Origin of the sequence: Pseudomonas sp. AU11447 (assembly GCF_001672555.2) — a bacterium.
Classification (GTDB): Bacteria; Pseudomonadota; Gammaproteobacteria; order Pseudomonadales; family Pseudomonadaceae; genus Pseudomonas; species Pseudomonas nitroreducens.
Genome location: NZ_LZDG02000086.1, coordinates 1 through 11,760, shown reverse-complemented (window position 1 = coordinate 11,760; position 11,760 = coordinate 1). Strand labels below are relative to the sequence as shown.

Genomic DNA, 11,760 nt, shown 5'->3' with positions numbered 1-11,760 from the left:
TAACCGACTGAACTACCGCTGCTTCGGACCTCGAGTGGTGGGTGATGACGGGATCGAACCGCCGACCCTCTGCTTGTAAGGCAGATGCTCTCCCGGCTGAGCTAATCACCCTTCGTCTCGAAGTGGGGCGCATTCTACAGCCGACGAATCCTAAGTCAATGCCCTGATTGAACTTTTTTTCATTTTCCGCAAAAAAAGTTCGGCGTGCGGTTAGCGCCCCCGGCGCGGCTCCAGGTTCGTGCGCAAGCTCGCTCCTACAAGAGCGCTCGCGAGGTTGACTCTGTAGGAGCGGGCTTGCTCGCGAACAGCCCTCGCTCGGAGTCGGAGAGCCACAAAAGAAAAAGGGCGACCCGCAGGCCGCCCTCCTCTTCCACACCCGACACTCAATCGAGATAGATCATCTTGCGCGTCATGCCGCCGTCGATCACCAGCTCCTGGCCGGTGACGAAACCGGCATCGCCATTGACCAGCCAGGACACTGCCGCGGCGATGTCTTCCACCGTACCGACGCGGCCGACCAGATGCTGATCATGGTCCAGCTCGGTCAGAGGCTCGGCTTCGCGCTCGCGCAGGTCGCGAGCGTCGATCCAGCCGGGGGAAATCGCATTGACGCGAATCTCCGGACCCAGGCTGCTGGCCAGGGCGTGGGTCAGCGACAGCAACCCGCCCTTGCTCGCCGCATAGGCTTCGGAATTCGGCTCGGACTGGTGCGCGCGGGTGGAAGCGATGTTAACGATGACACCGCTGTGCCCACGCAGATAGGGCGCACAGTGCTTGGCCAGCAGCATCGGCCCCGTGAGATTCACCGCCAGCGTGCGGTTCCACTCGTTCAGGCCCAGGCTTTCGAGCGCCGTATTATGTGGCCGCGCGATAGCGGCATTGCTCACCAGCGCGTCGAGACGACCGAACAGGCCGATCAACTCGGCCACCGCTGCTGCAACCTGCCCTTCATTGGCCACGTCCAGGGCGATGAAGCTGGCGCGCTCGCCGAGCGCTGCGGCCACTTTCGGCCCGCGCTCACGATCGATATCCGCCAGCACCACCTGCCAGCCCTCGGCGACCAGCCAGGCGGCTATGCCCAGGCCGATGCCGTGCGCCGCCCCGGTGACCAGGACGACACGCCCGTTGCCGAGGATGTCAGCCATGCTCACAGTGCCGCCAGGCCTCGCGCCAGATCGGCCTTGATGTCGTCGACATCCTCCAGGCCAACGGCAACGCGGATCAGGTTGTCGCGGATGCCGGCGTTCTCGCGCTCGGCCGGCGAAAGGCGACCGTGGGAGGTGGTAGCCGGGTGGGCGATGGTGGTCTTGGTGTCGCCCAGGTTGGTGGTGATGGAGATCATCCGGGTAGCGTCGATGCAGCGCCACGCCGCGTCCTTGCCACCTTTCACCTCGAAGCTCACCACCGCGCCGAAGCCCTTCTGCTGACGCTTGGCCAGCTCATGCTGCGGATGACTGGGCAGGCCGGAGTAGTAGACGCGCTCGACGCCCGGCTGTTGCTCCAGCCATTCGGCGACTTGCTGGGCCGAGGCACTGTGGGCCTGCATGCGCACACGCAGTGTTTCCAGGCCCTTGATGAAGATCCAGGCGTTGAACGGGCTGAGGGTCGGGCCGGCGGTGCGCAGGAAACCGACGACGGGCTCCATCTGCGCGCGGCGACCAGCCACCACGCCGCCCATGGTGCGGCCCTGGCCGTCGATGTACTTGGTCGCCGAGTGGATCACCACATCCGCGCCCAGTTTCAGCGGTTGCTGCAACGCCGGGGTGCAGAAGCAGTTGTCCACCGCCAGCAGCGCTCCCTTGGCATGCGCGATCTCGGCCAGCGCGGCGATGTCCACCAACTCGGCCAACGGGTTGGACGGCGATTCGACGAAGAACAGCTTGGTGTTCGGCTTGCACGCCGCCTCCCAGGCTTTCAGGTCGCTCAGCGGCGGGTAGTCCACCTCGATGCCGAAACGCTTGAAGTACTTCTCGAACAGGCTGATGGTCGAGCCGAACACGCTGCGCGAGACCAGCACGTGGTCGCCGGCACTGCACAGGCTCATCACCAGGGAGAGGATCGCCGACATGCCGGTGGACGTCGCCACCGCCTGCTCGGCGCCTTCCAGCGCAGCGATGCGCTCCTCGAAGGTACGCACCGTGGGGTTGGTGTAGCGCGAATAGACGTTGCCCGGCACTTCGCCGGCAAAACGCGCGGCCGCGTCGGCGGCGCTGCGGAACACGTAGCTGGAAGTGGTGAACAGGCCCTCGCCATGCTCACCTTCCGGGGTGCGGCGCTGGCCGGCACGCACCGCCAGGGTGTCGAAACCTACACCCTCGAGGTCGCTGTCCAGCCGGCCGGCTTCCCAATCCTGAGCCATGCCTGCTCTCCTTAGTCGTTATACAGATCGATGATGGCGCTGACTGCGGCGACCTTGGTCTTGGTCGCATCGTTGCGCGCCTGCTCGATCTTGTTCAGATAGGCCTCGTCGACGTCGCCGGTAACGTACTCGCCGTTGAACACGGCACAGTCGAAGTGCTCGATCTTGATCTTGCCGCCCTCGGTGGATTCGATCAGGTCCGGCAGGTCCTGGTACACCAGCCAATCAGCGCCGATCAGCTCGCCGACTTCCTCGGTGCTGCGGTTGTGCGCGATCAGTTCGTGGGCGCTCGGCATGTCGATGCCGTAGACGTTGGGGTAGCGTACGGCGGGAGCGGCGGAGCAGAAGTAGACATTCTTCGCGCCGGCCTCGCGGGCCATCTGGATGATCTGCTTGCAGGTGGTGCCGCGCACGATGGAGTCGTCCACCAGCATCACGTTCTTGCCGCGGAATTCCAGCTCGATGGCATTGAGCTTCTGGCGCACCGATTTCTTGCGCGCGGCCTGGCCGGGCATGATGAAGGTACGGCCGATGTAGCGGTTCTTCACGAAGCCTTCGCGGAACTTCACGCCCAGGCGGTTGGCCAGTTCCAGTGCGGCAGTGCGGCTGGTATCCGGGATCGGGATAACCACGTCGATGTCGTGGTCCGGACGCTCGCGAAGGATCTTGTCGGCCAGCTTCTCGCCCATGCGCAGGCGTGCCTTGTAGACCGAGATGCCATCGATGATGGAGTCCGGACGTGCCAGGTAGACGTGCTCGAAGATGCACGGCGAGTACTGCGGGTTGGCCGCGCACTGGCGGGTATAGAGCTTGCCTTCCTCGGTGATGTATACCGCTTCGCCCGGCGCGAGATCGCGGATCAGGGTGAAGCCGAGGACGTCCAGCGCCACGCTTTCCGACGCGATCATGTATTCCACGCCGTTTTCGGTGTGGCGCTGGCCGAAGACGATCGGGCGGATGGCATGCGGATCGCGGAAACCGACGACGCCGTGGCCGGTGATCATCGCCACCACGGCATAGCCGCCAACGCAACGCGCATGCACGCCGGCAACGGCGGCGAAGACGTCTTCCTCGGTGGGCTGCAGCTTGTTGCGCACCGCCAGCTCATGGGCGAACACGTTGAGCAGCACTTCCGAGTCGGAGTTGGTGTTCACGTGGCGCAGGTCGGACTCGTAGATTTCCTTGGCCAGCTGCTCGACGTTGGTCAGGTTGCCGTTGTGCGCCAGGGTGATGCCGTACGGCGAGTTGACGTAGAACGGCTGGGCCTCGGCGGAACTGGAGCTGCCCGCAGTGGGGTAGCGCACGTGGCCGATGCCGATCTTGCCGACCAGGCGCTGCATGTGGCGCTGCTGGAAGACGTCACGGACCAGGCCGTTGTCCTTGCGCAGGTACAGACGGTCGTCCTGACAGGTGACGATCCCCGCAGCGTCCTGGCCACGATGCTGGAGAACGGTGAGGGCGTCATACAGCGCCTGATTGACGTTCGACTTGCCCACGATACCGACGATGCCACACATGCGACGCAACCCCTAGTTGGTGTTCAGGCTAAAACAATTCCGTATTCGGCAGTATCCACCGGACCTGCCATAGCGGCGACGGCTACCCGTCGCCTCTGCCCGCCCGTCATTGGGCCGGCAGCAAAGACCCCACTCCCGATGGCGGAGTGATGGTCATGCCGGACATCCACTGCCCGGCAAAAGTCAGGATGAAGTTCTTCGACCAGTCGGCGACCATCAGGAAATGCGGCATCAGCACCGATTGCTGCCACCACGGATCCTGTTGCACCGGTGCAAGGCTCAGCAGGCCCACCAGCAGAACCACCAGCAGCACGCCTCGGGCGCCGCCGAACACCATGCCGAGCACTCGGTCGGTGCCGGACATGCCGGTCACCCGCACCAGCTCGCTGATGAGGAAATTGACGAGTGCGCCCAGCAACAGCGTGACGACGAACAGAAGAGCGCAAGCGGCGATGACGCGTCCCGAGGGCAGCTGAATATAGGGTGCGAGATGCTCGGCCAGCGCGCCGCCGAACATCCAGGCGACCGCACCGGCTACGATCCAGGTGACCAGCGACAGGGCTTCCTTGACGAAACCACGGCTCAAGCTGATCAGGCTGGAAATGACGATGATGCCGATCATCGTCCAATCGACCCAGGTAAATGCCACGTTGCGGCCCAGAAACGGAAAGGCCCCGCATTTTAGCAGAGGCCTTCGAATTAGAAGAGCCCCAGTTTGCCATGGGGCTGATTGAGAGAAGCTAACGAACCAACTCAGCCACGTTCAGGCTGGAAACGCACCACGAAGCCATTGAGCTTCTGCTGCTTGCCGAGCTGATCGCGCAGGCGGTCCGCCTCGGCGCGCTCGACCACCGGACCGACGAACACCCGGTTCATGCCATCGAAGCTGCGCACGTAGGCGTTATAGCCCTGGCTGCGCAGGGACTTCTGCAGTTCGTCGGCGCGGGCGCGGTTGGACAGGCTGGCCAGCTGTACCGACCAGCTCACCGGCAGGTTGTTGCTGTCCAGGCGCTGGGCCGGCTGTTGCGCCGGCGCGGCCGAAGCGGCACTGGCCTGGGCGGGCTGCTGAGCGGGCGCAGCAGGCTTGGGCGCAACTGGCTGCGGAGCCGGAGCCTTGGGCTGGGCGGGCTGGGACTGCTGGACTGGCAAGCTGGCGATCGGTGCGGAAGGCGCCTGCGCAGCCGCCGTATCGGCAGGCGGTACACCGTTGTCGGCGTCATCGGCCTGCGGCTCGGGAACCTCGGTGGGCTGCACCTCGACCGTCGGCATGGCCGGCGGCTTGGGCATCACCGGCGCCTCGACCACGACCTGGCGTACTTCATCCTCGCGGGAGAACAGCATCGGCAGGAAGATCACCGCCAGCGCCAGCAGCACCAGCGCTCCGACTACCCGCTGCTTGAGCCCCTTATCGAGCAACGCCATGCAACAACTCCCCTTTGGTCTCTTATTGAGCAGCCTTGGCGAGCCACTCCAGGGCATCCGCCACGCTGTAGAACGAACCGAACACCAGAATCTCGTCATCGGTGCTTGCTGCATCGCACTGCGCTACCAGCGCCGCGGCGATATCGCCATGACAACTGACCTGCGCCCCGCGCGCCTGTAGTGCTGCCTCCAGCTCCTGCGCCGGACGGCTGCGACCGGTGGGCAACGGTGCGACGGCCCAATCCTGCACCAAGCCGAGCACGGGTTCCAGTACGCCGTCGAGATCCTTGTCCGCCAGCAGGCCAAATACCGCGTGGCGCACGCCCTTGGGCGGCGTCGCGCGCAGGCGACTGGCCAGGTATTGCGAGGCGTGCGGATTATGCCCGACGTCGAGCAGCAAGTGTCGCTCCTCGCCGTGCCACTGCACGGTGCGCCGATCCAGGCGCCCGGTGACCCGGGTACGTAGCAGCGCGGCGGCCAGTGAGTCGGGCTGCCATGGCAGGTCCAGCAAGGCATAGACCTGCAGCGCCAGCGCCGCGTTCTCCATCGGCAGGTCGAGCAGCGGCAGGTTGTGCAGGCTCAGCGCTTCACCCGAAGCGGAGCGGCCACGCCAGTGCCAATCGTCCTCGCCCATCGCCAGGTCGAAATCGCGACCACGAAGGACCAGCGGCGAGCCCAGCTGGCGAGCCTGCTCCAGGATCGGCGCCGGCGGTTCCAGGTCGCCACACACGGCAGGCTTGCCGGTGCGGAAGATGCCGGCTTTCTCGAAGGCCACGCTTTCGCGGGTATCGCCCAGCCAGTCGGCATGGTCGATGCCGATGCTGGTGACCACGGCAACATCGGAGTCGATCAGGTTGACCGCATCCAGGCGGCCGCCCAGGCCGACTTCCAGGACCACGGCATCGAGGTTGGCGCGCTCGAACAGCCAGAAGGCCGCGAGAGTGCCCATCTCGAAGTAGGTCAGGGAGATTTCGCCGCGCGCCGCCTCGACGGCGGCGAAGGCTTCGCACAGCGCTTCATCGCTGGCTTCGGCGCCATCGATGAGCACGCGCTCGTTGTAACGCAGCAGATGCGGTGAGCTGTACACGCCGACCCGCTGGCCCTGCTCGCCGAGCATGGCGGCGAGGAAGGCGCAGGTGGAACCCTTGCCGTTGGTACCGGTGACGGTCACCACGCGCGGCGCAGGGCGCCCCAGGCCAAGCCGGCCGGCTACTTCACGGGAGCGGTCCAGCCCCATGTCGATTGCCGTGGGGTGGAGTTGTTCGAGGTAGCTGAGCCAGTCGGCAAGGGTACGTTGGGTCATCCTGCGAGTGCGGTACTTGGAGTGTGGGTGAACTTGGCGAGCACCTTGGCCAGGCGCGGACGCAGCTCGGCACGGTGAACGATCATGTCGATGGCGCCGTGCTCCAGCAGGAACTCGCTACGCTGGAAGCCTTCGGGCAGCTTCTCGCGCACGGTCTGCTCGATCACGCGCGGACCGGCAAAGCCGATCAGGGCGCGCGGCTCGCCGACGATCACGTCGCCGAGCATCGCCAGGCTGGCGGAAACACCGCCGTAAACCGGGTCGGTCAGCACGGAGATGAACGGGATGCCCTCTTCGCGCAGGCGGGCCAGCGCGGCGGAAGTCTTGGCCATCTGCATCAGGGAGATCAGCGCTTCCTGCATGCGCGCGCCACCCGAGGCGGAGAAGCAGATCATCGGGCAGCGGTTTTCCAGTGCGTAGTTGGCGGCGCGCACGAAGCGCTCGCCGACGACGGAGCCCATGGAGCCGCCCATGAAGGAGAACTCGAAGGCACTGACCACCACCGGCATGCCCATCAGCTTGCCGCTCATGGAGATCAGCGCGTCCTTCTCGCCGGTATCCTTCTGCGCAGCAGTCAGGCGGTCCTTGTACTTCTTGCTGTCGCGGAATTTCAGGCGGTCCACCGGCTCCAGCTCGGCACCCAGCTCCTCGCGACCTTCCTCATCGAGGAAGATGTCGATGCGCGCGCGCGCGCCGATACGCATGTGGTGATCGCACTTGGGGCAGACATCGAGGGTCTTTTCCAGCTCCGGACGGTACAACACCGCTTCGCAGGACGGGCACTTGTGCCACAGGCCTTCCGGTACCGAGCTCTTCTTAGCCTCGGAACGCATGATGGAAGGGATCAGCTTGTCTACCAGCCAGTTGCTCATGCTTACATCTCCAGTGCAGGGGCGCGGTGCGATGCACTACGCCTGCCCCTGAGCAAATTCATCGTCGCGGAACCGACCTCAAGGCCGGAACCCCTCGCAAACAAAGGCGCCGCCGAGGCGTCGCCATGAATACACCACTGGGTCGCCGACGGTGGCCGCCAACGAGTCCCAACGCTGCCGTGCAGCGATTGGGTAGTGGACGGCGGCGGGCCGCTCGTCGTCACATGAAGATTCCGCGTCAAGCCACCGACCGACACTGGGCGATGAAATCGCGGATCTTCTGCGCATCCTTGATCCCCTTGCTCGCCTCCACCCCGCCGCTCACATCCACGGCGTATGGCCGCACCTGGGCGATGGCCTCGGCCACATTGGCAACCGTCAGGCCACCCGCCAGGATCAGTGGGCGCCCCACATCCTTCGGCACCAGGGACCAGTCGAAAGCCTGCCCGGTTCCACCAGGGACGCCCTCCACGTAGGTATCGAGGAGGAAACCACTGGCCTGTGGATAGTTGGCGATCTGCGCCGCCACGTCGTCGCCCGGCTTTACCCGCAGGGCCTTGAGATAACGCTTGTGCCAGCCAGAGCAGGCTTCGGGCGTTTCGTCGCCGTGGAACTGCAGTACGTCCAACGGCACCGCGTCGAGGATTTCCCCCAATTCGCAACGGCTGGCATCGACGAACAGGCCGACGGTGCTGACGAAGGGCGGCAACGCCGCAACGATTGCCCTCGCCTGCTGGATGCTCACCGCACGCGGACTCCTGGCGTAGAACACCAGGCCGATGGCGTCAGCGCCCGCCTCGGCGGCTGCCAGGGCATCCTCGACTCGGGTAATACCGCAGATTTTGATGCGAACGGCAGACAAGATGCAGCAACCTTCAGGCAAGTGATCGATCGATGGTAGCAAATGACCCTGGCAACGTCAGCCAACGACATCCGGCAAACTTGAAAGGAAATGTGGCCCCAGATAGCGCTCGGGCAACACGAACTCTTCCGGGTATTCCACACTCACCAGGTACAGTCCGTACGGATGCGCGGTGATGCCGCTGGCGCGCCGGTCGCGCGCAGCCAGTGCCTCAGCTGCCCACTCCACCGGGCGCTCGCCGGCGCCAATAGTCATCAGCATGCCGGCAAAATTACGCACCATGTGATGCAGGAAGGCGTTGGCGCGGACATCCAGCACGATGAAGCGCCCGTGCTCGATCACCTCCAGGTGATGCACGGTCTTGATCGCCGACTTGGCCTGGCACTGCACCGCGCGGAACGAGGTGAAGTCGTGGGTGCCGACCAGCGCCTTGGCTGCCTCGCGCATGCGCGAGACATCCAGCGGACGGTGGTTCCAGGTGACTTCCTCGGCCATGTGTGCCGGGCGGATCTGGTCGTTGTAGATCACATAGCGGTAGCGCCTTGCCATAGCGGTGAAGCGCGCATGGAAATGTGCCGGCATCACCTTGGCCCAGGTCACGCTGATATCGTTGGGCAGGTTGGCATTGGTGCCCATGACCCAGGCGATGAGCGAGCGCTCGGCGGTGGTATCGAAATGCACCACCTGCCCGCTCGCGTGCACCAGCGCATCGGTACGGCCAGCACACATCAGCGAGACCGGGTGATCCGCCACCCGGGACAGAGCTTTTTCCAGCGCGCCCTGCACGGTCGGCACACCATTTTCCTGGCGCTGCCAGCCGCGATAGCGCGAGCCTTTGAATTCGACGCCCAGGGCAATCCTGGAAACGCCAACGGCGGCCGATTCGGCCGCCGCTGAGGGTACTGCTTCAATCATCTATCTGGAGCCTTCCGGCTCAGGCGATACGCCCGAGCAGTTCGCGAGCTTCCTGCTGCTGGTTGTCGTTACCCTCGGTGAGCACCTCATCGAGGATGTCGCGGGCGCCTTCAGTGTCGCCCATGTCGATGTAGGCACGCGCCAGGTCGAGCTTGGTGGCCGCTTCGTCGGCGCCGGAGAGGAAGTCGAAATCGTCTTCGTCATCGGCACCCTCGCCCGGCAGGTCGAGGTCGCTGGCGGCGAAGCTGTCTTCGGCCAGCGGCGCGGCAACGGGAGCCTGCGGCTCGTCGTTCTGCGACGACAGGCGATCCAGTTCGGCGCTGACCTCGTCCAGCTGTGCGGCGAAACTGTCATCGGCCTTGGCCGGCGCCGGTTCGTCATCCGCCAGGGACAGGTCGAAGTCGTCCGGCAGGTCGTCGGCCTGCGGCGCCTTGCTGTCGATATCCAGGCTGAACTCCTCGGGGCTCACGCCGGACAGCGAAGCGGTGTCGTCGTCCAGGCCCAGCAGGAAGTCGTCTTCCGCCGATGCCAGGGTAGCATGGGTGTCTTTCTCCAGATCCTTGTCCAGGTCCAGGGAGAAGTCGCCCAGATCGTCCGCCAGCGACGGAGCCTCGACCTTGGCAGCCGACTCCTCCGGCAGGTCCAGGTCGAAGGCGAAGTCGTCCTCGGCCTTGGCGCTCTGCGCCTGGGCCGGCGAACCGCCCAGGCTCAGGTCGTCATCCAGGTCGAAACTGCCGAAGGACAGATCGTCGTTCTGCTGGGCGGCCGGAGCGGCAGGTTTGTCTTCGCCCAGGTCAAGGTCGTCGAGCGCCAGGTCGAAGGCATCGTCCAGGCCACCATGGGGCTGCGCAGCGGGCTCTGCGGCGGCAGCCGGGGAATCGATGCTGAAGTCGTCCAGGCTGAATCCGTCGAGATCATCGTCGGAAGCCGCCGCCGCTGCGGCCAGGCCACCACCCACTGCTGCCAGGGTGACCATGCCCGGGTAGCGGGATTTCAGTTGTTCCACTTGCGGTTCGGCACCGCCGATCTCGCGCAGCTCGTTTTCCTGGCGGGCGAAGCCTTCTCGATCACCGATCTCGGCATAGACCTCCATCAGCTTCAGGCGCAGGTCGGCGCGCTGCGGCTCATCGTAGATGGCGCCCTGCAGCAGTTCGGCAGCCTGGTTGAAGCGGCCGTAGGCGATGTAGATGTCCGCCTCGCCCAGCGCATCGCTGGTCTGCGCGGCAACGCGCTCGGGCGCAGCTTGTGTCGGGGCAGCGACTTCGGCGGCCTGCGGCACATCGAGGGTATCCAGCTCGCTGCCGGCGAGAGCCAGGTCATCGTCCAGGTGCGGCTCGTCGTCACCGGCGTAGGCAGCGAGGCTTTCCTGCTCCTTGGCGGCGCGACGGCGGGAAATGATCATCAGCAGGACCAGCAGGGCGAGCAGCGCGCTACCGGCAATGGCACCCAGCCAGATCGGATTGGCGAGGATCTCGTCGACGATGCTGGTCTGGGCCTGCTCAACCGGAGCAGCCACCGGAGCAGGCGCCGGCTTGGGCTTCTGCGCTTCGGGTGCAGGGGCGACCGGAGCGGGCGTCGGTGCGGGTTGCGGCTGGGCCTCGGCGGCCGGGGCTGGCGGAGTGCCTGCGTCGCCAGCGGGAGCCGGGGCGACCGGTTGTTCTGCAACCGCCGGAGCCGGCGGAGTTGCGGGCTGAGCAGACGGTTCGGCGCCCGGCACCGGAGCCGGCACGACAGCGGCGCCGTTGGCGGCACTCTTGTCATTGCCCAATTCGTTCTGCAGCTTCGCCAGCTGCGCATCCTTCAGCGCAATCAGCTTCTGCAGCTTGTCCATCTGGCTCTGCAGGTCGGTCATGCGACTGCTCAGCTCGTCATTCTCGCGACGGGTGCTGTCGAGACTTTCCTTGGTGACGGCCAGCTTGTCGGCGACGGCCTGACCATCCTTGCTGCCCTTGTCGCCACCCTTGGCCTTGCCGTTCTCGCCGGAGAGCAGGCGCAGGCTGTCCTTGGTCTCGGCCTGGGCCGGAGCGTTACCGGCATTGGCGCGAGGAGTGGCGTCCAGCTGACGGGTACCGCCGGTGGGCAGGCTGCGGCCCTCGCGCCAGGCGGTGTACTGCTGTTTGACTTCGGTCTCGGCGGTCGGCTGGGTGCGGGCCTTGATCTGCTCCGCATCGGGCAGGCGCAGCACCTGGCCACTCTTCAGGCGGTTGATGTTGCCACCGAGGAAGGCGTCGGGATTGAGATCCTGGATCGCCAGCATGGTCTGCTGGACGGATACGCTGCCGTCCGGGCGCGCACGGGCAGCGATGTCCCAGAGGGTGTCATTCTTGCCGGTGCGATATTCGTTGCCTTCCAGGCGGCGCGACGCGGCAACCGGGGCCGGAGCGGCGCTGCGGGCGGGAGCGGCGGCAGGACGGGGCGCAGCCGTGGCGGACGGGCGCACGACGGGTGCGGGGACGGCCATCGGCGCGCGCGGCACGGCAGCGGCGGTTTGCGGGGAATACAGCGGCGGG

Annotated in this window: 10 protein-coding genes and 1 tRNA gene; all 11 read right to left on the bottom strand. The window is 65.6% G+C overall.

Annotated features, from left to right (window positions below):
* Positions 1-35: 35 nt before the first annotated feature.
* A tRNA-Val gene (locus A6723_RS27585) sits at positions 36-111 on the bottom strand.
* 272 nt (positions 112-383) lie between these two features.
* Positions 384-1,145 carry an SDR family oxidoreductase gene (locus tag A6723_RS27580; protein WP_054909177.1) on the bottom strand — a complete coding sequence of 254 codons (762 nt, stop codon included), beginning with the start codon at positions 1,143-1,145 and terminating at the stop codon, positions 384-386.
* A gap of 2 nt (positions 1,146-1,147) precedes the next feature.
* Positions 1,148-2,359, bottom strand: a complete 1,212-nt coding sequence (locus A6723_RS27575; protein ID WP_054909176.1) for an O-succinylhomoserine sulfhydrylase — start codon at positions 2,357-2,359, stop codon at positions 1,148-1,150.
* An 11-nt stretch (positions 2,360-2,370) separates the two neighbouring features.
* Positions 2,371-3,876, bottom strand: coding sequence for an amidophosphoribosyltransferase (gene purF, locus A6723_RS27570; protein WP_037015408.1), 1,506 nt, complete (start codon positions 3,874-3,876; stop codon positions 2,371-2,373).
* A gap of 106 nt (positions 3,877-3,982) precedes the next feature.
* Entirely contained in the window at positions 3,983-4,525 is a 543-nt protein-coding gene (locus tag A6723_RS27565; protein ID WP_139093081.1) for a CvpA family protein, read from the bottom strand.
* Positions 4,526-4,629: 104 nt separating this feature from the next.
* Positions 4,630-5,298 (bottom strand): SPOR domain-containing protein, encoded by a 669-nt coding sequence (locus A6723_RS27560; RefSeq protein ID WP_054909174.1) that lies wholly within the window; start codon positions 5,296-5,298, stop codon positions 4,630-4,632.
* A 22-nt stretch (positions 5,299-5,320) separates the two neighbouring features.
* Entirely contained in the window at positions 5,321-6,601 is a 1,281-nt protein-coding gene (folC, locus tag A6723_RS27555) for a bifunctional tetrahydrofolate synthase/dihydrofolate synthase (RefSeq protein WP_054909173.1), read from the bottom strand.
* A complete protein-coding gene (gene accD / locus A6723_RS27550; RefSeq protein WP_054909172.1) occupies positions 6,598-7,473 on the bottom strand; it encodes an acetyl-CoA carboxylase, carboxyltransferase subunit beta in 876 nt (291 codons plus the stop codon). Before accD ends, folC begins: the two co-directional genes overlap by 4 nt.
* Before the next feature lie 238 nt (positions 7,474-7,711).
* The gene (locus tag A6723_RS27545) at positions 7,712-8,335 is read right to left on the bottom strand and encodes a phosphoribosylanthranilate isomerase (RefSeq protein WP_054909171.1); all 624 of its coding nucleotides are present in this window, start codon (positions 8,333-8,335) and stop codon (positions 7,712-7,714) included.
* A gap of 57 nt (positions 8,336-8,392) precedes the next feature.
* Positions 8,393-9,250 carry a tRNA pseudouridine(38-40) synthase TruA gene (gene truA, locus A6723_RS27540; RefSeq protein ID WP_054909170.1) on the bottom strand — a complete coding sequence of 286 codons (858 nt, stop codon included), beginning with the start codon at positions 9,248-9,250 and terminating at the stop codon, positions 8,393-8,395.
* 19 nt (positions 9,251-9,269) lie between these two features.
* Positions 9,270-11,760: FimV/HubP family polar landmark protein (locus A6723_RS27535; RefSeq protein WP_064979907.1), on the bottom strand; the 2,491-nt coding region annotated here is incomplete at its 5' end.

Bases quoted from the DNA above. Each gene is read 5' to 3' on its own strand.
- A6723_RS27580 (WP_054909177.1), bottom strand. From the start codon at position 1,145: ATGGCTGACATCCTCGGCAACGGGCGTGTCGTCCTGGTCACCGGGGCG.
- A6723_RS27575 (WP_054909176.1), bottom strand. From the start codon at position 2,359: ATGGCTCAGGATTGGGAAGCCGGCCGGCTGGACAGCGACCTCGAGGGT.
- purF (WP_037015408.1), bottom strand. From the start codon at position 3,876: ATGTGTGGCATCGTCGGTATCGTGGGCAAGTCGAACGTCAATCAGGCG.
- A6723_RS27560 (WP_054909174.1), bottom strand. From the start codon at position 5,298: ATGGCGTTGCTCGATAAGGGGCTCAAGCAGCGGGTAGTCGGAGCGCTG.
- folC (WP_054909173.1), bottom strand. From the start codon at position 6,601: ATGACCCAACGTACCCTTGCCGACTGGCTCAGCTACCTCGAACAACTC.
- accD (WP_054909172.1), bottom strand. From the start codon at position 7,473: ATGAGCAACTGGCTGGTAGACAAGCTGATCCCTTCCATCATGCGTTCC.
- truA (WP_054909170.1), bottom strand. From the start codon at position 9,250: ATGATTGAAGCAGTACCCTCAGCGGCGGCCGAATCGGCCGCCGTTGGC.